Origin of the sequence: Streptomyces sp. NBC_00341 (genome assembly GCF_041435055.1) — a bacterium.
Taxonomy (GTDB): Bacteria; Actinomycetota; Actinomycetes; order Streptomycetales; family Streptomycetaceae; genus Streptomyces.
Window position 1 is genome coordinate 2,503,413 of the sequence record NZ_CP108002.1, and the last position, 23,774, is coordinate 2,527,186.

Sequence of the window (23,774 nt, forward strand, 5' to 3'; positions counted from 1 at the left end):
CTACCGGGTCGTGGACGCGGTGAAGCAGGGGGACCTATGGGTAAAACAACGTTTCTTCCCGTCAACCGCATGCTCGAGCGGGCAAATCTGGCGCGGGAGGAATCGGATACAGCATACTTCTTCGATCTCCTGTACCTCGGCGAGTTGCTTATCAAGGTGCTGGCCGTGGAGCTACTTGCCGCACTTCAGGTAGACCGAGAGCGCCACCGCTACGCAGCCGTCTCAGAACTAGTCAGGGCCGACAGCATCGGAAAATGGGCCGAGCTGCTAGATCAACTGGCATCCGGTCCAGCCAGTCAACACTTCGTTCCCGCCGGCCGGGATTCACAGCGAGCAATCACCATCCCCTTTGGTCCGGACAGCGAAAGTTGGCAACGCAAGGCAGTCGACGCTCTTAACGCCGTGTGCATCTGCCTGGACGCGAATTACGAGGATACGTCCGGAAAAAAGGTGAGCTTCCGCAGGTGGGCCCACGACTTCAGCTGGCTGCGAAACCGAACTCGCGGTCATGGCGCGCCCCGCGGGGCTGCGCTCTCCACCATTTGCCCTCAACTGGCGCAATCGCTCAATGAGATAATCGCCAATGCACCGGCCTTCGGCCGCTCATGGGTGCACCTACGGCGCAACCTGTCCGGCAGATATCGCATCAGTCCCTTCGGGAACGGCCAGGAGAACTTCGCGCACTTGGCGCGCGAAAGCGAGCACAGCCTTCCCGACGGCACTTACGTCGATCTTGGCGGCCCACGAGCCTGCGAGCTGCTTTTCACGGACCCTGATCTCACAGACTTCTTCTTGCCTAACGGAAACTTCCGGAATGGGAAGTACGAAACTCTCTCTTACATCAGCGACGAGAGACGTCCCGGGGACGGAAGTCCCTACCTCCTACCGGTAGAAGCGCAGCCGCGTAGCGAGACTGCAGCCCAACCCGACATGGCATATGTGGGAAATCTATTTAGCAATATGCCACCCCTTCCCGAGCACTACGTGCAACGCGCTGAACTTGAGCATCAGCTCACTGAACGCCTCTGCGACGATCGCTACCCAGTCATCACCCTCCAGGGCCGGGGCGGCGTAGGCAAAACATCACTCGCCCTCGAGGTACTACACAAAATAGCCCATATGGACGAGTTCTTCGGTATCGTCTGGTTCAGCGCCAGGGACATTGACCTACTACCTGAAGGGCCCAAAGTAGTACGTCCCGACGTTCTTTCTACAGACGACATAGCGATGGACTTCTCCCAACTGATGGCTAATTCATCAGCGCGAAAACCAAAGGAATCCCGGACCTATTTTGCCGATTGCCTTTCCGGGAGCGCAAACGAGGGGCCTTTCATATTCGTGTTCGACAACTTCGAGACCGTGCGAGAACAAGCCGAGCTGTATCAATTTGTCAGTAATTCAGTAAGGCTCCCAAATAAGGTCCTAATCACTACTCGAACGCGCGATTTTAAGGCCGACTATCCGATTGAAGTCGGCGGAATGCGACGCAGTGAATATTCCCAGCTAGTCGCAACCATCGCTGGCAGACTGGGCATCTCTCCCCTTATCGACGATGATTACGAGGAGTCGCTTTTCCGAGAGTCGGACGGGCACCCCTACATCACAAAAGTGTTGCTGGGTGAGATAGCAGAAGAGGGGCGCAGGGTTGCTGTCAAAAGAGTCATCGCAGCCAAGGACGCCATGCTCGACGCACTCTTCGAGCGCTCCTTTGCGTCACTTTCCTCAGCAGCTCAGAGAGTGTTCCTCACACTATGCGGTTGGCGCTCATTGGTTCCTCGCCTAGGACTTGAGGCCGTGCTGCTGCGACCAGAAAACGATCGTCTCGACGTAGAGGGAGCCATAAGCGAGCTGGAAAAGCGGTCTCTAGTCGAGGTGGTGTCATCGCAGGGAACGGGAGATGAGGAGTTTCTCTCCGTGCCGCTCGCGGCTTCGCTATTCGGCAAGAAAAAGCTTGTGACGAGCCCAGCAAGGATTGCCGTCAACTCCGACCTCAAGCTAATTCAGGGTTTTGGTCCGACAACTGATGCCGCTCATGGACTTGCCTCACGAATCGACCGATTGGCCAGGTCGGCCGCGAAGCAGATGGAGGCCGGAAAAGACATCGGCCAAGAACTATCTGTCATCGAATACATGGCAACGGGTTACCCAAAAGCGTGGCTGACGCTAGCAGAATTCCAACGCAATCAGATGTCTGACAATCTTACTGCAATTCGATCCGTCAACCGCTACTTGGAAAATTGTCCCGATGACCAGTACGGATGGAGCCTGCTTATCACACTTTACCGCGCAACGGATGATCATTTGGCAGAAATGAATGCCCGGCTACGGCTAGCGGAACTCACCGAACCACCGTTCCACGACCTAAGTTCCGCTGCTTCCCGGCTCAACGGACTACTGAGTCGCAGAGAGCTCGTGCTGGATGCAGACGAGCGACGTCACATAGTGCGGAGACTGCGCGAGCTCCTCGAAGATCGGCACACCGAAGGCGATGCGACCGACCTATCCCGCCTTGCTTGGCTGTGCATGCACGATGACCAGGACACCGATGCCGCTGACCGCTGGGTGACTGAAGGGCTCCAAAGAGAGTCCACTAACGAGCACTGCTTGCGGTTGAAGCGTCGCCTCGCGGGCAACGGCGCGGAGACCGCGTGAAGAGGATCTCGTGAGTTGCTCCCCTTAGAGCTACGCACTCTTGCGGCAGAACCCTGGGGCCTTGCGTGACACGCTGCGCGTAGCGGAGAGCCACGGTCACCACCTGACCTAGGCTCAGGAAACTCGTGCCGGCGCATTGAAAGGCCCCGAGGCCGCAGCCCTTGGCTGATGAGGGATGCGGCCCCCCTAGCGGCGGCGAGAAGCCCCAGACTCACTCTGGGGCTTCTCTAAATAGGGTCCTGCGGCACGGCGTTTCGGTCAGCTTCAGGGCTGCTTCGCTGCCGCCGGCCTGTCCACTCCTACCCTCTCCACGTCAAAGCGCGGAACGCCTGCACCTGAATCCTGAACGAGATCACTACGCACCGCGACTTGCGCCAGTAGGTACTTTGTCCGCAAGCACACACGGATATTAAGAGAATGTGCCGAAACTTTTGACTTTATGTGCTTGCCGCATCAGGGGAAAGTCCTCGCCGAGAGCTAAGGGGGGCTCCTTCTGGAGAATATTGAATATCTCTAATGTTGGCGTCGCCTACCCACGCCTTGAGTGTCTCCAGAGCATCGTTGGACAACTCAGTCGTGAACAATAGGACTAGGTCCTCTTTAGCTCGTGAGCATGCTACGTAAAATAGGTTGCGCGACTTTTCAAACCGCTTCCTGCTCCCCAGACTCAGGGAGTCTCGTTGGGTGAAATTTGCCAGCATCTCTGGAAAATTGTACTGAGTCCAACCGCCGCCAAATACGGCTAGGACATGAGGGTATTCAGCCCCCTTGACACCGTGCTGAGTTGAAAAGGGAGTGTTCTCTTCAACGTACTCGCGCAGTGCCAGGACCTCGCGATAGCTGACGCTCCTAAACTTTTCGTAGTTCGCCAGACTTCGCGGTTCGACAATCCCCTCGCCGTCCTCCAAATCCTTGCAAGCAAGCTCCCACTTGCGATGTCTATTAGTAACCGCTTGTGGGAGAGCGAAGCAATTCTGTTCCAAGAGGATGTCCATGACATCTCCGACAGTTCCCGTGCTCCGGGCTGAATTGATCGTGCCAAATAGGCCCGTCCATGCAGTCTTGTCGCTGCGTCTCGTCATGCGTGGTCGCGACCGCTTCAGCAGGTCGAACATTGGGCCGTATTGCTTGTTATCGAAGTAGTCGCAGCAGGGCTCAATGACATCCAGCAGAAAGGCCACGACGTCATCGTTCTTTCGCACGAAGTCCTCGTTGCGGCGGAATGAGCGGTTGATATTGGCAAATCCCAACTCAGAAGCAATAGAGGAGTGAGTTAGCATAAGCACTTTTGAATCACGCTCCGCACCATCTCTTTGCTGCCGGCGTTGCGCATCTTCAACGGTCCAGCGAAGGGTTGCCTTCAGGACGTCGTCCGGAATCTGCCCCTTCTTTGAGTGGGTGCCCCGAGTCCCCGCCCAGCTGTTTGTATGGTAGACGGTTACAGCTCCGATGTGGGCGTTGCTTACAGCAGCTTGAGGCAATTCTGGGCGCATGCCATTAAGGAGGTGGACGACAGCCTGACTCGATCTCCAGTTTGCGCGTTTCTGGATCAGTTTCACCGGTAGATGATCGATAGAGCCGCAAGTCTTGTCATAGATCTGCTGCCAATGGTCACCGAAAAAACCGTAAGCCGATCCAGACCGCGAGTTTGAAGCGTCTCCAATCATCGCTTCAGCCAAGCCCGAGGGAGTATCCTGATATTCGTCAACGAGAATGATTGGAAACCTGTCGGCTATGAGTCTCCGAAACTTCAGGTTAGGGAAAAGCTTGATAGCCAGCGCGGGAATGTCATCGTGATGAAGTCGAATGCCGTTTTCGTGGATTCCGCGAAAGCCGAGATCGTAGGATACGCTGAAGTCCTCCAAGGAATCCTGGTCTTCCAAGAGTGAACCCCAACCAGGCAGCTTGGGCACTTCGCGCAGCAGAGACTTTCTGAATGGAGAGAGGGCTTCCCAAAGAAATCCATGAATGGTCTCGGCGAAGATGTGAGGACTATCGTCGGTGCGACGTATGATCTCGTTTCGAGCAACGTTCGTGTACGTGATACAGGCGACGCGCTGCCCTTCGCGCGGAAGGTATCTAGCCCGAACTCGCAGAATATGCTGAAGGGTGTCAATTAGAGAGTGTGTTTTTCCCGCTCCCGCGCCGGCCTCCATTTTGAAATTTTGCCCGTCACTCAGCGCAGCAAGGATTTTACCCAGCGTATCTCGGCTTTCCTCCTCGGCGGTTCCGACCCGGGCACCCGTTTGGCTCATCGCACAACCACCTGGCCGCTCGAAGGGTTCTGGCTATCGGGTAGCGTCCCCTCACCACCCTCTACAGGCGGCGTTTGGTCGAGAAGCCAATCGAGTCCTCGCGCGATGTAACGCGGAATCCTCCATTCCTGCTGCTCGATGGCGAAGGTTAGAGCGAAATCACTCTTCTTGTACTTCTTTGCCTCCTCTCTAGCATCAAGCTCTCGCTGACCAGTTGCTCTATTTCCGCTGTCACTTAGGTCGAACAATTCTGGGTTGGCAAGGATAAATGCGTCCTCAAATGTACGCCCACACGGGTCAGAGATGTTGCTCTCCGGAATTTGATAGGCGAGACCTCGCCTGCCGGATACTGGAATGCCGTGTTGGGCATCCTTTAGCAGATCGGCTGGTGACAGTTCTTTGTCTCCGAACCATTTCTTGATGGCTTGGTTGGTCGTCGCTGTTCCATCATGAACACAGCAAGCTTCTAGACGCTTCGACTTAGACCCCATTTTCGCCGGGTCCAAGTCAGTAATGACTAGAGTCTGCAATCCAAGAAAGTCAAGAAACGGGTAGAAGATGTGTGCGTGCGCACCACCCACTTCCATGACGCTCACGTATTGACTCGAAAGACCAGCTCCGCCCTCTCTCTGCCTACTCTCGTCGAATGCGGCAATCGCCGCAGGAATGAAGATACGCTCCGTGGTGCCTTCAATGAGGATGGCCTTGTCCGCGAAAAATAGGTCAGCGCGAGTAAGTGTTAGATATTTATGCAAGAACTCCTTGTCAACTCCTGGGGCCTCGGCAAGGTTCAGGACCGTTGAGCTAATGGCCTCGTGTTGGGCGGCGCCTTCGGCCAACCGGAAATATCGAATTGCGGAAAAGCCAGCTCGGTTGGCAATGTGCGCAGAATGGGTCGTCACCAGGAACTGTGCGTTCCAGATTTCCCCTTGACCGTCGGTGCCCGGGAACTTCTCCTTGAACACTCCCAGTTGGTGAATGAATATTTCTTGCATTTGGGGGTGAAGGTGCGCTTCGGGTTCCTCGATGAAGACCAAATGAACGGACGGCCTATTTCCCTGAGCCGAGTATTCACGATAGTAGCTGAAAAGGGTCAGGAGAATCAGCAGGAGGTTCCGTGAGCCAAGACCACTGTAGGACTCGGGAAGCTCCACACCAGCCGACCCCGGGTAGTTGATGCTGGTGAAGTTCGACAGTAGGCGTTTCGAATCCAGCGTGGTTCGTGTCGAGAAATCTCTATTCCCTAGCCCTGGATACCCGAATTCAGAGACGGTCGGAGCCATTTTGCTGTACATCTCCTGCAAATGCGCATTTAGCCTCTCGACAATTTCCTCCAAGGCCTTTTCTGTGCCGTCGGCAAATTCCTTAAGGATGGATCCATCGTCGGCTTTGGCAGCTACCATGAATAGAGACTCAAGGATTTTGCCGATCTGGTCTTTAGGGCGATCCTTTTCATCGTCCAATCCTCGCTGCGCCTTAACGAAATCCACCTTGATCGCTTTGGCGACGTCTGTCATCGAAATTTCCCGAAAATTGGAATCATCGGTCGGATCGATGGCGAGCACGATGCGTTCGTAGAGGTGCGGAATTCGAGGACCAACAAGGGATAGCAGGAGGGACTCTCCCCATTCTCCTGTCAGTGTTTCTGGCGCATCGCGAAAGAAGTCCCTCATCGATCCGGGTTTGAGCGCGTATCGCACGGTGACGATGGCCTGAGTGCAATCCGGGTCAAGGTCGACGATGAGGGGGCCTAGATTACCGTACTCCCCCAATTCGCTATCGTATTCAAGAAGAATCTTTACCGAAATCTCAGGTAGAAGTTTCCTGGCGCCGGCCTCGTCGTCAGCGGAGAATTTGCGATATGCGTCGGCAAATTCGAAGTACGACTCTGCAGAGAAATCCTCCAGCCTCAGGCTCAGATCGCCTGGGCGCAAGAATCTGCTGAGTACCTCAGCGAGGGAAGTTTTGCCTGTGTTGTTCCTGCCCACGCATACGGTTACGTCTTCATCGAAGGTGACGCTCACGTTCCGCAGAAGGCGAAAGTTTTTGACCTCCACCCTGGTTACCGTGGGCGGCTGCGCCTGTTTTTGAGGCTGTGGTGGCTGCACTACGCTCACGATCGCTCCTGACATACACCTGAGTCCGTGCGAGGTCGCACCTGGCGCAGCCGTGACCCAGAGAGGGTAGGTAGGCGGATAACTAGGGTTTCCGATGGGGCAGTTTGTCACGGAGGGCGACGACAGGTGGCCTCTTTGCGACAAGATCCCGAACCAAGTGTGCACCGCTGGTCCCAGGGATGAGGCCCCGCTACGGCCCGCCTCAATGCAAGGTCGGTGGAGCGGCTTTGGGCTGGAGCTGCTTTGGGGCGAGTGATCATGGCCCCTTAAGCTCCCGGCGAGTCGGGCAGTCTGTGGACCTGCCCGTTGAAGCACGACGTTGGGGCCATGATCTTAGAGGCTCGCCCCAAAGTGGCTGCCTAAAGCCGTGGAGCCGGCCGCCCCAGCCACAGAGGGTGTCTCCCGCTTCATGCCCGCAGCTCGCTAGCGCGCCGCCGGGCGCGGCCAGCCGGGGCGGAGACAGAGGCAGGCCGCGCCGCTGAGGCGGCGCGCGCCCGCGCCGTGCGCGGGCCTTGATGAAGTAGAGAAACTCTTACCGCGCAGCTTGGGTCAGAGTGCGATCGGCTTGTAGGCCAGGGCTCGATCGACGATCTTGTCGGCGTTCAGGTCGGGATCGAGGTCCCAGTAGATGTACTCGCTGATGTGGGGGCATGCGAGTCCGCGATGCAGGGTGTCCAGGATCTGGTCGCCCTCTGCTTCGCTGGCAATGTCGCCTTCCAGGAGGCGCTGAATGAGGGGTAGAGCTTCGTCACGGCTCATCCTCTCGTGAGGGCCTGGAGCCGTCACTGTGCCTGGTTCAACCGACGGCCGTCGTGACTCCGCACGTGGGGGCCGGCCCCGTCCAGGGCGTCCAACAGGCGGATCGCGTAGACCTCGGACATGCGCTCGGTGATCTGCTCCGGGGTGAGCCAGTCGACCGCGGTTGATTCGGTTGATGTGCGCTCGGTGCCCCCGGAGGGCTTGCACCGGAAGACCATGGCGACGATGCCCCTGGTCGTGTTCTTGTAGACGCCCGTGAGCTGGTCGACCTCGACGCGGATGCCGGTCTCTTCCCAGACCTCGCGGCGGACGCCCTGCTCTGGGGACTCCTCCAGCTCCAGCACTCCGCCCGGCAGCTCCCATGTCCCGTTGTCCGCGCGGCGGATCGCCAGGAGTCGGCCGTCCTCGCGCACGACAGCCCCCGCCACGGACACACTGTGCTTCGGCGTTGACGGAGCTTCCTGGGCGCTGTTACTCATGTACAGGAGCATAGGAGAGTGAGTAGGTCGATGGGAACAGCAGTAGGAGGTGACAGGGCCGTACCTCGGTACGTTCAGATCGCCGAGGAGATCGTTCAGCAGATCCGGGCCGGTGTCCTCAAGCCCGGCGACATGGTGCCCAGCGAATCCGAGTTGGTGGACCGCTACGGCGTATCCGGCGGGACGATCCGTAAGGCCATGGTGGAGGTCCGTGCGAGCGGCCTGGTGGAGACCCGGCATGGCAAGGGGTCCTTGGTGAAGGCTCGGCCCCCGGTGCGTCATCGGTCTTCCGATCGGTTCCGGCGCTCGCATCGCAAGGGTGGCAAGGCCGCGTACCTCGCGGAGTCGGAGCAGGCCGGCGCGACCGCCAAGGTGAGCGTGCTGTTCATCGGCCCCGCCGATGCACCCGCCGACATCGCGGAGCGTCTCGGTGTGGACCCCGGAGCCAAGGTGCTGGCTCGCCGCCGTCTCTACTTCCGCAATGGCACTCCGGTCGAGACTGCAACGTCCTACCTGCCGTGGGGCGTTGTGAAGGACATCCCGGAGCTGTTCTCCGAGAACCCCGGGCCCGGTGGGATCTACGCCCGGCTTGAAGACGACGGCCATGTCTTCGCGGAGTTCGTCGAGACCCTCCAGGCGCGGCCGGCCTCGAAGGCGGAGTCCTCCGAACTCGCACTGAGCCCCGGCGCCCCGGTCATTCACCTCATCCGAGATGCCGTGACCGAGGAGGGTCGTGTGGTCGAGGTCTGCGACACCCTCATGGCCGCTGACCAGTTCGTCTTCAGCTACAGGATCCCCGCCACCGACTGACGTCCGCTCAACTCATCCCAGCCCGCTGCGATTTCCTCTTCGTAGCGGGTTGACTCATGTACAGGAGTGATGCACTCTTCTTCATGTCACTCATGTACATGAGTGACGGAGTTCAGCACTTACAGAGGAGTGATTTGCTGTGCGTCAGATTCCCGTCGACACCACGAACGCGACCGTGATGGTTGCCAAGGCTCCCCAGCCGAAGGTCAAGGACCGCCGTACCGGTGAGATCGCCCTCGACAAGGACGGCGTCACGCTGATGACGGTGGAGGTCATGTTCTCCACGCCGGACGAGGTGGAGATCCTCAAGCTCACCGTTCCCCAGCCCGGCGTCTCCGAGGACCTGGCCATGGGCACCCCGGTCGCGTTGACCGGCCTGGTCGCCTCGGCGTGGGAGAACGAGTTCAACGGACAGAAAAGGCACGGGATCGCGTTCCGCGCGGTCGCTGTCACCTCGCTCGCCGCCGCTGCATCGCAGCCGAAGGCGGCCTGATGATGACCGGCTTCACGGTCGCCCTGGTGCTGGTTGTCGCCACCGCAGTGATCCTGCGGTGGCGGCGCCCCGCCTGGTACTGGCTGGCCTTCGGCGCTGTCTTAGCCGCTTTGCGGGTACTGGTCCGCTACGTCTCCGTGATGGACGCGTGCGGACTGACCGTCCCGCCCTCCCGCTGGCGTCTCGCCCTTGCCCGGATCGCGAACCGGCCCGTGCCGGAATCCCGCGCCCCGCGCATCCTGCGCGTCCACCCCACACGCACCGGCCTGGTGCTACGCCTCAAGCTCCGCCCCGGACAAGATGCGTTCGACGTCTCCGCCGCCTCGGACCGGCTGCGCCACTCCTTCGGCATGTACGGCGTGACCTCACGCGAACTGCGCTCCGGCGTCGTCGAAGTGCGGATGACCGGATACGACGTGCTCAAGCGGGTGCAGATGCCCGCCAAGACCGACCCTGCACCTATGCGGGTACCGGTCGCCCTGCGCGAGGATGGGGCAGTCCACTACCGCGACTACCGCAGCGTTCCGCACGGGCTCACCCTCGGCGCCACCGAGTCGGGGAAGTCTGTCTACCAGCGCAACCTGGTGGCCGGCCTCGCGCCCATGGACGTCGCCCTGGTCGGAATCGACTGCAAGCAAGGGGTCGAACTCTTCCCGCTAGCAAGCAGGTTCAGCGCCCTTGCCGACAACCCTGACACCGCCCTGGAGCTCCTCGAAGCTCTCGTCACGCACATGGAGAACGTCTACCAACTGATCCGGGCTGAACAGCGGATCACGGTGAACGTGCCGGACGCGGAGATCGCCGCTGACATCTGGGACCTGCCCGAACGCCTGCGCCCGGTGCCGGTCGTGGTCCTGGTGGACGAGGTCGCCGAACTCGCCTTGTTCGCGTCCAAGGACGAAGAGAAGCGTCGCGACCGGATCATCACCGCACTGGTTCGCCTCGCCCAGCTCGGCCGTGCCGCCGGGATCTACCTGGAGATCTGCGGGCAGCGCTTCGGCTCCGAACTCGGCAAGGGCATCACGATGCTCCGCGCCCAGCTCACCGGCCGCACCGCCCACCGCGTCAATGACGAGTCCTCCGCCAACATGGCCTTCGGCGACATCGCTCCGGACGCCGTCCTGGCTGCCATCCAGATTCCCACCGAGACACCCGGCATCGCCGTCACCGGCGACTCCTCCGGCGGCTGGGCCCGTATCCGCGCCCCGCACACCTCGCTGCGCCAGGCCGTGAACATCTGCAACCGGTACGCCGACCGCACCCCGGCCCTCCCCGTCCTCGCGGCCTTCCGCCCCATGGTCGGTTCCCTGGCCCCGGCCTCCGAGCCGCTCGCCAAGGCCACCACCGCCACGGCCTGAGTCCTCCCGCATTCCCGGTCGGCGCGACCGCATCGCGCCAGGTCCCTACCCGCTCCATGCCTGAAGGAAGGGAGACCGACTCCCATGTGTGAGCACATCGAGGACTTCCACCGCACCGTCCTGATGCTCGGCGCTCTGGCCCTGTACGCCGAAATGCCGGGTGCCGACGACGACTTCATTGACACCATCGGCCCGTCCCTGGCCGTGTCGCTTCCGGAGCCCCCGCCGGGGATGTTCCCGCCCGGCTACGACCCCATCGGCGGGACCGACCACCCCGGGGGCGTCTGATGGCCCGCCCCGCGTTCCGCGTGGACGCCGTCCTGGTCCAGGCCGTCATCGCCGGTGCCCTGTCCTTCGCCCACCTGCACGACCTCGCCGACGCCGCGGGGCAGGACGGCTGGAAGGCCTGGGCCTACCCGATCTCGGTGGACCTGCTCCTGGTCGCCGCCTGGCGACGCCTACGCAGTGAGGGCCCGTCCCGGCTGGCCTGGTGCTGGTTCCTCATCGCGCTGTTCGCCTCACTGGGTGCCAACGTCGCGACTGCCGGATTCCTCGACCTCACCCACCCGCCGGCCTGGTTGCGATTCGGCATCGCGGGATGGCCCGCCCTCGCCTTCCTCGGCGGCACCCTCCTCGCCCACTCGCACTCCGCCGAGGAGCCGGAGCCAGTTCCGCCGGCACCCGCAGTCCCGCATCCCGCGACAGAAGTCGAGCGGGAATCCGCCCCCGATCCGGCACCCGGGACCGAGCCGATCGCCGCCGCTGGCGAGAACACCCCGGCACTCGCCCCGGCCGGTCCGTCGGTCCCGGCCGCGCTGGTCGACCACGCCCGCAAGCTCGCCGCCGACCACCACGCCCGCACCGGCGGCCCGATCGACACCGACACCCTGCGCGCCCGGCTCGGTGTCCCGCCGCAGCTCGCCGAGACCATCGCCGCCCAACTCGCCTGATCAGACGGGAGAACCACCGCCATGCCCGCTCGTGACCACTTCCACTCCGTGATGCGGATCGGCCCCGTGCAGATCGGCACCCACCGCGACCGCCGCGGCCAGACCAAGCACGCCGCCGTCTGCAGCGCTGACCGCTGCGGCTGGTCCGCCGACTACTCCAGCCAGAGCGCCGCCCAACTGGCTGCCCGCACCCACCGCTGCACCGCCCGATAGGAGAACGCCCCCGTGGATGTCCCGCTCTGGTTCGCCCTGATCATCGTCGGCTGGCTCGGCATCAAGCTCATCCGCCCGCCCCTGTGGCTCGTCGCCGTCCTCCTGCTCGGCGGCTACCTCCTCGCCGACAGCCTCCTTGCCCCCGCCATCGACACCGCCGTCAAGTAACCACCCGCGAAGGGAGATCCACCATGTTCAAGCCCAAGGTTCCGACCATGCCCCAGCCCGCCGGCCTCATCACCCGACCGACCGTCGTCGAGCCGACCGCCGCGGTCCAGCACACCCCGCCGAGCCCTACCCCACTGAGTGTCCCGACCGCTGCGGCCAGGCCCACCGTCCAGTTCACGCCCGGCGCCGTCGTCGCCCTCGTGGGAGGTGGGACGGCCGTCGTCCTGGTCGTCGGCGCGGTCCTGGTCTCGATGCTCCTCGCGGTCGCCGTCACCGGCGCATCCATCGCCATCTGCGCCCTGGTTATCCGCTCGCTCATCACTTCCGCAGACCAGCACCGCTGACCGGACCCCGGACGGCGCACAAGCCGCCAAGCATCGCCGCCGCCCGGACAGTCCAGTCCCTTCCAACCGCAGCCGAAAGGACCGCCATCATGGCCCAGCACAGCCCTGCCCCGCTGCGTCTCTGCCCGGACTGCAACGGCTTCCCCGTCGTCGCCATCGACGCCGGCACGCTCCTCGACTACGGCACCCGCGGCACCCTTCTGGTCGCCTGCCGCCTCTGCCGCGGCACCGGCTCGGCCCGCACCGCGACTCCGGCCCCGGTCGTCCAGCGGGAGCACGCGTGACGGACTCGATCCTCGCGAGCCTGGACCCGGCCATCCTCGGCGATCTGCTGCGGGTGGCCGGGTCCACCGGCTTCGACCGCTGGCAGGACCAGATCCGCCGCACGGGCGGCTGCTCCAACCCCATCCACCTATCCGGCTGGACCCTCACCAAGGACAGGACCACCGGCCAGACCCTGCACCGCTACTCCACCAGCACCGAGCCCGGAGGACGGCTCCGCGTCGCCTGCGGCAACCGCCGCGCCTCCCGCTGCCCGGCCTGCGCCTGGACCTACTCCGCCGACACCTACCACCTGATCCGCGCCGGACTCGCGGGCGACCAGGACAAGGACGTCCCCGCCACCGTCCGCGGCCATCCCCGCGTCTTCACCACGCTCACCGCCCCGTCCTTCGGCCCGGTCCATAACCGTCCCGACTCCGGCCGCTGCCGCTGCGGCACCGCCCACAGGCCGGATGACGATGCCCTCGGCACCCCGCTCGACCCCGACACGTACGACTACGCGGGCGCGGTCCTCTTTAACAACCACGCCGGGGACCTCTGGCAGCGCTTCACCAATCGCCTCCGCCGCGAGATCGCCGCCCGCGCCGGCCTGACCCAACGCGAACTCAAAGAAGCGGCAAGGGTCTCGTACGGCAAGGTCGCCGAGTTCCAGAAGCGCGGCGCCGTCCATTTCCACGCCGTCATGCGCCTCGACGGCTCGGACGGGCCCGACAGCCCGCCACCCTCCTGGGCCTCCGTGCAGCTGCTCAGCGACTCCATCCGCGCCGCCACCGCTCACTCGTACACGACCATCACCGTCCCGGCCGCCGCCGGCCAAGCCGCCCGCCCGCTGCGCTGGGGTACCCAGCTCGACATCCGCCCCATCCGCGCCTTCGACGCCGGGACCGACATCACCGAACAGGCTGTCGCCTCCTACGTCGCCAAGTACGCGACCAAAGCAGCCGAGACGACCGGCACCGTCGACCGCCGCATCGGCAACCGCGAGGCCCTGGCCCTCCTCGACGTACCCGACCACCCGCGCCGCCTCATCGAAGCCTGCTTCGATCTCGATGCGCTCTACCCGGACCGGCGGCTGAGGGCCTGGGCACACATGCTCGGCTTCCGCGGCCACTTCTCCACCAAGTCCCGCCGCTACTCCACCACCCTCGGCGCACTCCGCCAGATTCGCGCCGACTACCGCGCAGCCCAGCAGCGCGAAGAACTCGGCCTGCCCGACCCGGACCAGGACCCGACCGTCCTCCTCCTCACCGACTGGCAGTACGCCGGACCAGGCCACAGCCCCGGCGAATCGATCCTTGCCGCCTCGATCGCCAGAGACCTGCAACACAACCGAGAAACCGCCCGCGAAGCCCTCGCCCTGGAAGGAGACAAGCCGCATGACTGACCGACTGCTCACGGTGGAGGAGGCCGCTCAACTCCTCGGTACAACTGCGCGTTTCCCGCGGCGCCTGATCGCCGAACGGCGGATCGTGTTCGTGAAGGTGGGGAGGCATGTCCGCATCCCTGAGAACGCCTTGACCGACTTCATAGCGGCCCACACCGTCCAGCCGATCGTCACGAGTCTGCGGCGCTTCGGGGCGGTGGCGTGATGGCGAACCAGAAGGGCAAACGCCGCCGCTTCGGTTCGGTCCGCAAGCTGCCGTCCGGCCGCTTTCAGGCCCGGTATCCCGGCCCGGATGGTCTGCTGCGTTCGGCTCCGGAGACCTTCCCCACTCAGACCGACGCTGATCGGTGGCTCGTCCGCAAGGAAGCGGAGATCCTCGACGGCCGGTGGAAGAACCCGGACGACAAGGTCCTCTTCGGGGTCTACGCCGACGCCTGGTTCAAGGAGCGCGACTACGCGGCGACCACCCGCGAGCGCAACGGCAGCGCGCTACGTCTCCACGTCCTGCCTACCTTCGCGAACGTGGTCCTGAGCGAGATCACCACACCGCAGATCCGCCGCTGGCGTGCCGGCCTCCTGGAGTCCGGTGTTGGTGAACCGACGGTCGCCAAGGCGTACCAGATCCTCCGCGCCATCATGAACACCGCAGTCGACGACGAGTTGATCCAGCGGAACCCCTGCCGTATCAAGGGCGCTGGGGCAGCGAAGACAGCCGAACGGCCGTTCCTCGATGTCACGGAGGTCTTCCAGCTCGCCGACGCCGTGCCTGCGCGTTTCCGGGTTTTCATCCTCCTGGCGGCCTTCACCGGCCTCCGCTTCGGGGAGCTCGCCGCGCTCCAGCGCCATGACATCGACCTCGAACGGCGAACCGTCGCCGTGAGGCGTGCCCTGGCCGAGACCCGCTCGCACGGCATCCTGGTCAAGGCACCCAAGAGCGCGGCAGGTGTGCGTACCGTCGCCTTCCCTGCCTCGCTGACGGAGAGCCTGGCTGCTCACCTTGATGTCTACGCCGAGCCAGGTCGCACCAGGCTGGTCTTCACGGGAGCAAGGGGCGGGCAGCTTCGCCGGAACAACTTCCGCCGCCTGTGGCTGCGAGCCCTGGCGACGACAGGTCTGGGAGACGTCCACTTCCACGATCTGCGCCACACCGGGAACACACTCGCCGCGACCGGCGGTGCGACCACACGGGAACTGATGCAGCGTATGGGCCACTCGTCGGTGCGTGCCGCGCTGATTTACCAGCACCTGGTGAACGGCCGCGACCATGCGATCGCCGCTCACGTCGACGAGCAGATCAGAAAGGCCCGGCCGGCAGAGCCCGACGACGCATCTGGCACGTGAATGGCACGACGCCACTCCCCCACCTGATTCGCGGACGAACGAACAAGGCCCAGGCTCTCGGCATACTGCCGGTGACCTGGGCCTTCTCCGTGTGTCCTGCTGGTGGGCGCGGGCAGTTTCGAACTGCCGACATCTGCTTTGTAAGAGCAGCGCTCTACCCCTGAGCTACGCACCCGTGGATGAGGGAACAGCCTACATGGACTACAGCCCCTGGTTACAAACGGTTGCCGGCGGCAGCGGCCCGGCGGCAACCGCACTCGTACGGGCAGCCCGCAAAGGCAGGCACGGGACGGGGAGAGACGGGGGATAGCCCCACCCCGCATACGGTGGTCGTCCTGATTCCCCGGGCTGCCGTTGCACACATACCGTGAGCCGGAACGCAGTAGAGGGAATCGGCCGGCGCACGACCTGGGGGACGAACACCGTGGCACACCACACCCGAACACTCATCGCGTCCGGCGGAGCGGTGCTTGCCGCGCTCGTGCTCTCCGGCTGCGGCGGCGCGGATACCGACGACGCACCGGTCGAGCACAAGTCGTTCGCGTTCAGCGGGAAGACGCTGACCATCGAGACGTCCAACACGACGCTGGAGCTCGTACCCGCGGACGTGAAGAAGGTCGAGGTGACCCGGCAGGTCGACGGGTGGGTGGTGCTCGGGAGCGGGCCCGATCCGCGCTGGGAGATGCACGACGGCACGTTGACGCTGAAGGTGAAGTGCGATGCCTTGATCAGCAACTGTGCGTCCAAGCAGCAGGTGAAGGTGCCGCGCGGGGTGGCGGTCACCGTGCGCGGGGACAACGGGAAGGTCACGGCGTCGGGCTTCGACACCGCGCTCGACCTGCGCTCCGACAACGGCAAGGTGACCGTGCGCGACGCCAGTGGGCCGCTGAAGCTGGACAGCGACAACGGCGGCATCGTCGCGGAGGGGATCTCCGGAGCGTCGGTCGAGGCCGACTCGGACAATGGTGCGGTGCGGCTCGGGTTCTCCGCTGTGCCCGCGTTGGTGGACACCAGCAGTGACAATGGCAAGGTCGTCATCGAGCTGCCGGGCGGCAGCACCTCGTACGCGGTGAGCGCCAGCGCCGACAACGGGAACACGTCGGTGGAGGTGCCGCGCAGCGACAACAGCTCCCATGTGGTGAAGGCCCGGAGCAACAACGGCGAAGTCACGGTGCGAACCGCGAACTAACCGGCCCGTGTGTTCGTCCTTACCTGGTGGGAGAATGTACCGGGCAGGGCGAATCGGCACGGGAGAGGGATGTGACGGCGACACACGCGAAGCCGCAGGCGAGAGCGGGTGCGAGTTCCGCCGTCAGGGATGTCCGTCGGACGAGTGGGGTCCGCGATGTCCTCGTGTTGATACTGCTGCCGGTGCCCCTGCTCGCGGGCGCCCTGTCGGGCGCCTTCGCCGGTGGTGGCACACGGCGCTGGTTCGGCGGGCGTGGGGAGGGGCAGCGGGCCGAGGCGCAGGCCGCGAAGGACGCCGCCGCCGAGGCCTTCGTCGAGCTGGACACGGCCCAGCGCGATCTGCAGATCTCCATCGAGACGATCACCGCGGTGGACAGCTCTCCCGCCGCGCGCAAGGCCGTGGACGGCTTCGCCGCGCTCGGGCGGAGCATCGACGCGGTCAGCAGCGCCTACATCGCCGCCGTCGACGCACACGATCTCGACCGGGACGATCTTGAACCGTCGGTCGCCGCACAGGCCAAGGCCCAGCTGTCCTCCGCCAAGAACGACCTCGTACGGGTCAAGGGCGAGCTGGACCGTTACGCGGCCGGTCTCGGGCCGCTGCTCGGCAGCGCCGAGACCCAGCTCGCGCGGCTCGCGCCGGCTGTGGAGCGGGCCCGGCAGGCGCTCCTGTCCGCGAGCAATGCTCTCGACGCGGTGCGGGAGTCCGGACTGCGGGCGGATGAGCTGGCCGCACGGCTCGCCGCCCTCGCCCCCGAGCTGACCAAGCTCAACCAGGGCGCCGGCCGGCACGGTGTGGCCGAGACCCTCCAGCGGGCCGATCAGGTCTTGCGCGACGCGGAGGCGGTACGGGCCGAGGCGGCTCAGCTGCCCGAGCGGGCCGCCGAGATCGACCGCCGGCTGGTGACGCTGCGTACGCGCGCCGAGGCCCTGACGACCCGGGCGTCTTCCGTCGAGCCCGTGCTCAGCGAGTTGCGGCGACGGTTCTCTGCCGCCTGCTGGCAGGACCTCCAGCCCGTTCCGGAGCAGGCCGCGGTCAACGTCCGCCAGGCCGAGGAGAAGCTCAAGGAGGCCGCGAAGGCGCGCAGCGAGCAGCGCTGGGCCGATGCGACCTCCCGCCTGAGTACGGTACGGGCCCTGCTCAACGCCACCGACGAAGCGGTGTCCGCGGCCGGTGACCGGCTGCACCGGCTGAACGAGGTGGCCAAGGACCCGCAGCAGGAGATCCAGCGGACCCGGTTCGCGATCCGGGACGCCCAGCGGTTGGCCATGGCCGGGCGCAACACCCCCGAGCCGCGCCACGCCCGTCCGCTGGACGACGCCGTGGCCCGGCTCGATCAGGCCGTCAGCGGTCTTGAGGGACGCCATCCCGACTACTGGCACTTCCTGACCGTCACGGAAGGCGTACGCCAGACCGCCGCGCACGTCGTGTCCGAGATCCGCGAGGAGCGCGGGGCCGGCACCTGAGCCCTCCCGCGCCGGCCTTCAGAGCCATCAGGGCCCGTCAGAGCCGTCCGGTATGCCTGTATGCCCGTGTGCCCTTGTGCTCGTGTGCCCTGTGCTCGTGTGCTCCTGTGCCCGTGTGCTCGTGTGCTGACGTACGGGTGCCGGGGTGCGGCGTACCCGTCGCCGAGCGATCCTGGTAGTGGCCGAAGGAGGCTCCTCCATGGCGACCCATGCGCCCCATGTACTGCGTCCGGCCCGTCGACCCGCCGCTCACCGCAGGGCCACTCGACTCGATGAGCACCTCCCGGTCGACCACCGCCTCAGCCGCGTCTACCGGGTGGGGGCGGGGCTGATGGGTCTGGTGCTGCTCGCCTTCGGCATCCTGGGGCTGATCGACAAGATCGGCTTCTTCGACACCGGTGGTGACACCGTCGCCGGCCTGAGCACCAACGGCGCGCTCAGCGTGCTGTCGATCTGTGTCGGGCTGCTGCTGTTCATCGGGATGGTGATCGGCGGCAACTTCGCCTCGACCCTCAACATGGTCATCGGCATCGTCTTCGTCCTCAGCGGCTTCGTGAACCTCGCGCTGCTCGACACCGGGATGAACTTCCTCGCCTTCCAGATCCAGAACGTGCTGTTCAGCTTTGTCGTCGGGCTGCTGCTGATGATGTTCGGGATGTACGGGCGCGTCAGCGGCGGACTCGCCCACGACAACCCGTACTGGCGAGCCCGCCATCCCGAGGAGGTCGCGGAGGAGGAGCGGCTCACGCGGCGCAGGCAGGTCGAGGAGATGCCCGTTGTCGTCCCGCCCTCCTCCGGGCGACGGGTATAACCCCGCAGGGGCCCGCAGGGCCGGTGCCGGTAGTGGTACCTGTAGGAGTGCCTCTGCCTCTGCCTGGAATCCGGTCCCTGCGGATAGCCTGAGCACATGCCTCGTTACGAGTACCGCTGCCGCTCCTGCGGACACACGTTCGAACTCCGTCGTCCGATGGCCCAGTCCTCGGCCCCCGCCTCCTGCCCCGCCGGGCACGAGGACACCGTGAAGCTTCTCTCCACCGTCGCTGTGGGCGGCTCGGCCGGTTCCGCGCCCGCGCCTTCGGGCGGCGACGGCGGTGGCGGTTGCTGCGGCGGGGGCTGCTGCGGCTGACCCGGCCGCCGCGGCATACGGCCGCTACCGCTACCGCCAGGGCTACCGCTTGCGCGACAGGGTCAGGCCGTCCGACACCGTGAGCAGCACGCTGTCCATCCGCGCGTCGGCGGACACGTGGTCGTTGAACTCCTTGATGGCCGCAGCTCCGCCGGTCGCGTCCGGGTCGGTCACGCGGCCGTGGAAGAGCACGTTGTCCGTGGCGATGACGCCGCCCCGGCGCATGCGGGGCACCAGCTCCTCCCAGTACGGGATGTAGCTGCCCTTGTCCGCGTCGAGGTAGGCGAAGTCGATGTGCGGTTCGGTGGGCATCGCGCGCAGGGTCTCCAGGGCGGGGGCGATCCGCAGGTCGATCCTGTCGGCCACGCCCGCCTTCGCCCATGCCTCACGGCCGTACGCCGTCCACTCCTCCGAGACGTCGCAGGCGATCAGCCGTCCGTCGGCGGGCATGGCCTGGGCCATCGACAGGGCGGAGAAGCCGGTGAAGGTGCCGACCTCCACGATGTGACGGGCCCCGGTCAGCCGGACGAGGAAGGCCAGCAGCGGGCCCTGCTCCTCTGCCGACTGCATGCCCGCGTGGTCGGGGAGACGGGCGTACGTGGTCTCGACGAGCTCGCGCTGCACCGCGTCCAGCGGCGGGTTGTGCGCCAGCATGTAGGCGTACAGCTCGTCCGTGATCTTGGTTTCGTTTCCCTTGGTCATCGCACAACTCCTTGGTCTGCCGCGTGCTCCCCCGGCGGGCGGGAACGCGGCGACTGTAGCCGCCGGTCACCGCCGGTTCGAGCGGATTCGACGGCGTGGCGGCCGGCATGGGCTCCCGGGTGTCAGGCCGCCCGGACCGGGCTCGACCTCCGCAGCAGGAAGCGCCGCAGGATCTCCTCGCCCGCGGCCACGCCCCGCTCCGCGGTCGCCTCCACGTGCGGGGCGCTCCAGCCCGCGTCGGCCAGTTCGCCGTGGCCGGGGCGCCAGCCGTGGTCGGCGGCGAGCAGCAGGTCGGCGTCCAGGAGGGAGTCACCGGCGGCGAGCGTGAGCGTGGCGCCCGCGCGGCGGGCCACCTCGCGCATCGCCGCGCTCTTGGTGAGCGGCCTCGGCACGACGTAGATCTTGCGGCCCTGGAGCGAGACGGACCAGCCGCGCGGCTCCGCCCATTCGGCCAGCTGCTGCCTCCAGTCCGGGGGCAGCAGGGCCCGGTCGACCACGAGGTAGGCGAAGAGGTCCTCCGCGACCCGCTCCTTGAGCAGCCAGGCGGGATCGGCGGCGGATATGAGGTGGGCGCGGATCTCGGCGAGCGGGGCGCACTCGTCGGCGAGCCGGCGGGTCACCGTCCGCTGCCAGTCCGGGTCGGACTCGCCGTCCACCAGGATGTGTCCGCCGTTGGCGCAGATCGCGAACCGGGGTGCGGGTCCCGGGAGATGGATGCGGTGGTACTGCTCACGGGTACGGGTGGTGGTCGGCACGAAGACCGTGGAGCCGGCCAGTTCGACGAGGAGTTCCGCCGCCGTCTCCGTGACGTACGAGAGCGGCTTGTGGTCGTACACCTCGACGCAGAGCAGCCTGGGGGCCTCCGCGTCCGGCATCGGGAGCTGGAGTGCGGCCGCCGAGTAGATGAGGGTGCGGTCGAGGTCGCTGGCGACCAGCGTCACCGGGGAGGGCGCGGGGAGCGTCACCGGGGAGGGCGCGGGGAGCGTCACTTGGACTCCACCGCCTTGCCGTCCGCACCGGTCGCCCCGCGCGTGTACTTGGGGTGGATCAGTCCGACGCAGGTGTACGGAAGATCGTCGACCTCCTCGACCGGGACGCCGCGCTGCTCGGCCAGCAGCCTGATGTGCTCCAGGTCCGCACCGGCGCCGCGCTTGGCGAGGATCTTCCAGGGGACCCGGCGCAGCAGGACCCGGGTCGTCTCCCCGACACCCGGCTTGACCAGGTTCACGTCGTGGATGCCGTACTCCTCGCTGATGCGCTCCACGGCGGCCCAGCCCTCCCAGGTGGGTGCGCGGTCGGCGGTGAGCAGTTCCTTGGCATCGGCGTCGACCGCTTCCGCGACCTCACCGAACCGGTCCGCGACGGTGTCGAGGAAGTGTCCGGAGACATCCGAACCGGCGAGCTCGCGGTAGAACTTCGCGCCGTGGAAGTCGTCCGGTCCGACCAGGTCGGAGCGCAGGACGGTACGGGAGATCAGGCCGGACACCGTGGAGTTGAGGCAGGCCGAGGGGATCAGGAAGTCCTCGCGGGTGCCGTACGTGCGGACGCAGCCGCCGGGGTCGGCCAGGACCGCGATCTCCGGGTTGAAGCCCTCGGTTCCGTCGGTCTCCTCGAACTCCGCGATGGCCGCGGCCAGTTCGCGGGTGATGGCGCCCTTGCCCGTCCAGCCGTCGACGAAGACGACGTCGGCCGGGTTGTGGTGGGCGGCCAGCCAGCGCAGGGCGTTGGCGTCGATGCCCCGGCCGCGCACGATGGAGACGGCGTAGTGCGACAGGTCGACGCCGTGGCGGTGGCGGGCCCAGCGGCGCATCAGTACGCCGACGGGCGTGCCGGCCCTGGCCAGCGAGACCAGCACGGGGCGGGGTCCGCGCTCGGCGAGGACGGTCTCGGTGACGGCACCGACGGCGCGGGCGATCCGGGCGGCCGACAGGTCCAGGGCCGCCTTGAACAGGTCCTGGTACTGGTCGGACGGCTGGTACTCGACGGGCAGCGACTCGGCGTAGTGCGCGCCGCCGCTCTGTATCGCCTCCTCGCGCTCCTCCGTGGGGGCCTCCAGCTCGGTGTCCGAGAGGTCCTGGAGCAGCCAGCCGACCTCGTCGGGCGCGTAGGAGGAGAAGGCGGGGCCGCGGAGGGGCTCGGGCAGCATGCGGGGTTCTTCCTGGCGGTCGGGGGACGGCGACGGGACGGAGGCGGTGGAGGGGACGGAGGCCGTGGACGGGCCGGACATCGCGGGTATCGCATCGGCCGGTATGTACGAGGGCACCACCGCGAGGAGGACCTGGGCCGTGTGCGGGGCGAGCCGCGCCAGCAGTCCGTCGGGGGCGTGCAGTTCGGGCGTGTCGGCGGTGGAGTCGACGACGGCCACGACCGCGTCGAAACCGGCGCCCGCGACGTTGTACGCGTACCGGGCACCGGGGCCGTCGGCCGGGTCGTCGTGGGCCGGGAAGACCAGCCGGGTGCGTATCGCGTAGCCCGGGTCGTCCACCGCCAGGACCGGGGAGCGGGTCGTGGTGGAGTAGCGGACCTCGGCGTCGAGGCGGTCCTCCAGCGCGGTGCCCAGACGCAGGGGGGCGTACATCAGCTCCTCGAAGCCGAGGACCAGTACGCGGCGCGCCGTGTCGTCCAGCTCGGCGGCGACGCGGTCCGCCATGGCGGGGAGGGCCGCTTCCAGGGTGGCGCGGTGCTCGGGGGTGAAGCCGTGCCTGCCGCCGTCGGGCACACCGGCGGGCCAGCGCAGGTCCACCCGGGTACAGGGGCGGGGAGCACCGGACGCGGTCTGCGGTGCCGCCGCTCCGGCGCTCTGCGCCAGGTCCTGCGCCGCCTCCTCCGCCGCGACCAGCGCCTGCCCCTTCTCCAGGACGCCGTCCGGGAGGCGGACCGTGCCCGCGTTCCTCGCCACCAGGTCGACGCGGGCGCCGATCTCCGCCGCGAACTCGGCCAGCCGGCCGCGGTCGGCCGGTGAGCGCATGTCGGCCAGGGCCACGATCACGTAGCGGTTGCGGGGGTAGCGCTCGTGCAGGGCCCGGATGGTGTTGAGGACGGTGTTGCCGGTGGAGAACTCGTCGTCGACCAGCACGAGCACCGCGTCGGCGGAGTCCGCAGCAGCCGGGTCGGCCGGATACGAAGCCGTCGCGTCGCCCGTCAGCAGGTCCGGGTCCTCCGGCAGCAGCAGGTGCGAGGTGGCGTGCGAGTGCGACTCCTCGAATCCGCCCGCCCGCGCCACGCCCGCCACGGGGCGGCGCGTCGAGTGGAGATACGGTGCGGTGCCGAGCCCGTCGGCGACCGCGTGGCCGAGGCCGGTGGCCGTCTCCGCGTAGCCGAGCACGACCGCGTGCCGTGACCCGGCCTCCCCGAGGAGTTCCCGCACCCGGCGGCCGAGCTGGAATCCGGCGCCGTAGACCACAGAGGGGTACTGCGGCACGTGCTTGCCGAGCACATGGGACACGAGCAGATGCGCCCGCTTGGGGTTGCGCCGCAGGGCGAGGCCCAGCAGCTCCCGCAGTTCGGCGTCGCCCACCAGCTCGACGCCCAGCCGCTCCGCGACCCAGCTACCCGACCACACCACGTTCGTCGTCTCTTTCCTCAGCCGTGCGCCCGCTCATCGGATCGCACTCGGAGCCACGCCCATCCGCACCCGCACCCGGGACCGCCCGGGACCGTCGTACAAACACCGTCACCGGACCACC

Annotated in this window: 24 protein-coding genes and 1 tRNA gene; 17 read left to right on the top strand and 8 right to left on the bottom strand. The window is 65.9% G+C overall.

The genetic code is table 11. The features are described 5' to 3' along the window. Positions 1 to 36: 36 nt before the first annotated feature. Positions 37 to 2,652: an NB-ARC domain-containing protein gene (locus tag OG892_RS11185; protein WP_371629034.1), complete on the top strand. Its 2,616-nt coding sequence runs from the start codon at positions 37 to 39 to the stop codon at positions 2,650 to 2,652. Between the two features lie 437 nt (positions 2,653 to 3,089). On the opposite strand, the gene OG892_RS11190 is transcribed toward OG892_RS11185, so the two are convergent. From OG892_RS11190 to OG892_RS11205, 4 genes are all read right to left on the bottom strand, one after another. Next, a complete protein-coding gene (locus OG892_RS11190) occupies positions 3,090 to 4,907 on the bottom strand; it encodes a UvrD-helicase domain-containing protein (protein WP_371629035.1) in 1,818 nt (605 codons plus the stop codon). Beyond that, positions 4,904 to 7,024, bottom strand: a complete 2,121-nt coding sequence (locus tag OG892_RS11195) for an ATP-dependent endonuclease (RefSeq protein WP_371629036.1) — start codon at positions 7,022 to 7,024, stop codon at positions 4,904 to 4,906. Before OG892_RS11195 ends, OG892_RS11190 begins: the two co-directional genes overlap by 4 nt. 549 nt (positions 7,025 to 7,573) lie before the next feature. Continuing rightward, positions 7,574 to 7,783, bottom strand: coding sequence for an e9imm peptide (locus OG892_RS11200; RefSeq protein ID WP_371629037.1), 210 nt, complete (start codon positions 7,781 to 7,783; stop codon positions 7,574 to 7,576). A gap of 23 nt (positions 7,784 to 7,806) precedes the next feature. After that, entirely contained in the window at positions 7,807 to 8,274 is a 468-nt protein-coding gene (locus OG892_RS11205) for an NUDIX hydrolase (protein WP_371629038.1), read from the bottom strand. An 18-nt stretch (positions 8,275 to 8,292) separates the two neighbouring features. Here OG892_RS11205 and OG892_RS11210 point away from each other — a divergent pair, with 18 nt between their 5' ends. From OG892_RS11210 to OG892_RS11265, 12 genes are all read left to right on the top strand, one after another. Then, positions 8,293 to 9,072 carry a GntR family transcriptional regulator gene (locus OG892_RS11210; protein WP_123526243.1) on the top strand — a complete coding sequence of 260 codons (780 nt, stop codon included), beginning with the start codon at positions 8,293 to 8,295 and terminating at the stop codon, positions 9,070 to 9,072. Between the two features lie 139 nt (positions 9,073 to 9,211). Then, positions 9,212 to 9,565, top strand: coding sequence for a hypothetical protein (locus OG892_RS11215; protein ID WP_371629039.1), 354 nt, complete (start codon positions 9,212 to 9,214; stop codon positions 9,563 to 9,565). A 2-nt stretch (positions 9,566 to 9,567) separates the two neighbouring features. Next, entirely contained in the window at positions 9,568 to 10,923 is a 1,356-nt protein-coding gene (locus OG892_RS11220) for an FtsK/SpoIIIE domain-containing protein (RefSeq protein WP_371631617.1), read from the top strand. Positions 10,924 to 11,007: 84 nt separating this feature from the next. After that, positions 11,008 to 11,211: a hypothetical protein gene (locus OG892_RS11225; protein ID WP_371612578.1), complete on the top strand. Its 204-nt coding sequence runs from the start codon at positions 11,008 to 11,010 to the stop codon at positions 11,209 to 11,211. Next, positions 11,211 to 11,873, top strand: a complete 663-nt coding sequence (locus OG892_RS11230) for a DUF2637 domain-containing protein (protein WP_371629040.1) — start codon at positions 11,211 to 11,213, stop codon at positions 11,871 to 11,873. Before OG892_RS11225 ends, OG892_RS11230 begins: the two co-directional genes overlap by 1 nt. A 21-nt stretch (positions 11,874 to 11,894) precedes the next feature. Further along, complete coding sequence (locus OG892_RS11235; RefSeq protein ID WP_362539379.1) at positions 11,895 to 12,086, top strand: mobile element transfer protein; 192 nt, start codon at positions 11,895 to 11,897, stop codon at positions 12,084 to 12,086. Positions 12,087 to 12,098: 12 nt separating this feature from the next. Further along, a complete protein-coding gene (locus OG892_RS11240) occupies positions 12,099 to 12,254 on the top strand; it encodes a hypothetical protein (protein ID WP_123526237.1) in 156 nt (51 codons plus the stop codon). Between the two features lie 23 nt (positions 12,255 to 12,277). Continuing rightward, positions 12,278 to 12,598: a SpdD-like protein gene (locus OG892_RS11245; protein ID WP_371629041.1), complete on the top strand. Its 321-nt coding sequence runs from the start codon at positions 12,278 to 12,280 to the stop codon at positions 12,596 to 12,598. Positions 12,599 to 12,687: 89 nt separating this feature from the next. Beyond that, positions 12,688 to 12,882, top strand: coding sequence for a hypothetical protein (locus tag OG892_RS11250; RefSeq protein WP_371629042.1), 195 nt, complete (start codon positions 12,688 to 12,690; stop codon positions 12,880 to 12,882). Then, entirely contained in the window at positions 12,879 to 14,264 is a 1,386-nt protein-coding gene (gene repSA / locus OG892_RS11255) for a replication initiator protein RepSA (protein ID WP_371629043.1), read from the top strand. The genes OG892_RS11250 and repSA overlap by 4 nt, the downstream gene beginning before the upstream one ends. Continuing rightward, a complete protein-coding gene (locus tag OG892_RS11260; protein ID WP_371629044.1) occupies positions 14,257 to 14,469 on the top strand; it encodes an excisionase family DNA-binding protein in 213 nt (70 codons plus the stop codon). Before repSA ends, OG892_RS11260 begins: the two co-directional genes overlap by 8 nt. Then, entirely contained in the window at positions 14,469 to 15,605 is a 1,137-nt protein-coding gene (locus tag OG892_RS11265; RefSeq protein ID WP_371629045.1) for a tyrosine-type recombinase/integrase, read from the top strand. Before OG892_RS11260 ends, OG892_RS11265 begins: the two co-directional genes overlap by 1 nt. Positions 15,606 to 15,705: 100 nt before the next feature. Here the strand turns inward: OG892_RS11265 and OG892_RS11270 are convergent. Then, positions 15,706 to 15,780, bottom strand: a tRNA-Val gene (locus tag OG892_RS11270). A 249-nt stretch (positions 15,781 to 16,029) separates the two neighbouring features. Here OG892_RS11270 and OG892_RS11275 point away from each other — a divergent pair. From OG892_RS11275 to OG892_RS11290, 4 genes are all read left to right on the top strand, one after another. Beyond that, positions 16,030 to 16,794 (top strand): DUF4097 family beta strand repeat-containing protein, encoded by a 765-nt coding sequence (locus OG892_RS11275; RefSeq protein ID WP_242436688.1) that lies wholly within the window; start codon positions 16,030 to 16,032, stop codon positions 16,792 to 16,794. A 71-nt stretch (positions 16,795 to 16,865) separates the two neighbouring features. Then, on the top strand, positions 16,866 to 18,260 hold the full coding sequence (locus OG892_RS11280; protein WP_371629046.1) for a hypothetical protein: 1,395 nt from the start codon (positions 16,866 to 16,868) through the stop codon (positions 18,258 to 18,260). A gap of 199 nt (positions 18,261 to 18,459) precedes the next feature. Continuing rightward, positions 18,460 to 19,071, top strand: a complete 612-nt coding sequence (locus tag OG892_RS11285) for a DUF4383 domain-containing protein (protein ID WP_073735855.1) — start codon at positions 18,460 to 18,462, stop codon at positions 19,069 to 19,071. Positions 19,072 to 19,167: 96 nt separating this feature from the next. Continuing rightward, positions 19,168 to 19,386 (top strand): zinc ribbon domain-containing protein, encoded by a 219-nt coding sequence (locus tag OG892_RS11290; RefSeq protein ID WP_371629047.1) that lies wholly within the window; start codon positions 19,168 to 19,170, stop codon positions 19,384 to 19,386. A 42-nt stretch (positions 19,387 to 19,428) separates the two neighbouring features. On the opposite strand, the gene OG892_RS11295 is transcribed toward OG892_RS11290, so the two are convergent. The 3 genes from OG892_RS11295 to OG892_RS11305 all read right to left on the bottom strand — a co-directional run bounded on the left by OG892_RS11295 (position 19,429) and on the right by OG892_RS11305 (position 23,653). After that, positions 19,429 to 20,088, bottom strand: a complete 660-nt coding sequence (locus tag OG892_RS11295) for an O-methyltransferase (protein WP_371629048.1) — start codon at positions 20,086 to 20,088, stop codon at positions 19,429 to 19,431. Positions 20,089 to 20,210: 122 nt separating this feature from the next. Further along, the gene (locus OG892_RS11300; protein WP_371629049.1) at positions 20,211 to 21,077 is read right to left on the bottom strand and encodes an HAD family hydrolase; all 867 of its coding nucleotides are present in this window, start codon (positions 21,075 to 21,077) and stop codon (positions 20,211 to 20,213) included. After that, positions 21,074 to 23,653 (bottom strand): phosphoribosyltransferase, encoded by a 2,580-nt coding sequence (locus OG892_RS11305; RefSeq protein ID WP_371629050.1) that lies wholly within the window; start codon positions 23,651 to 23,653, stop codon positions 21,074 to 21,076. Before OG892_RS11305 ends, OG892_RS11300 begins: the two co-directional genes overlap by 4 nt. Positions 23,654 to 23,774 lie beyond the last annotated feature (121 nt).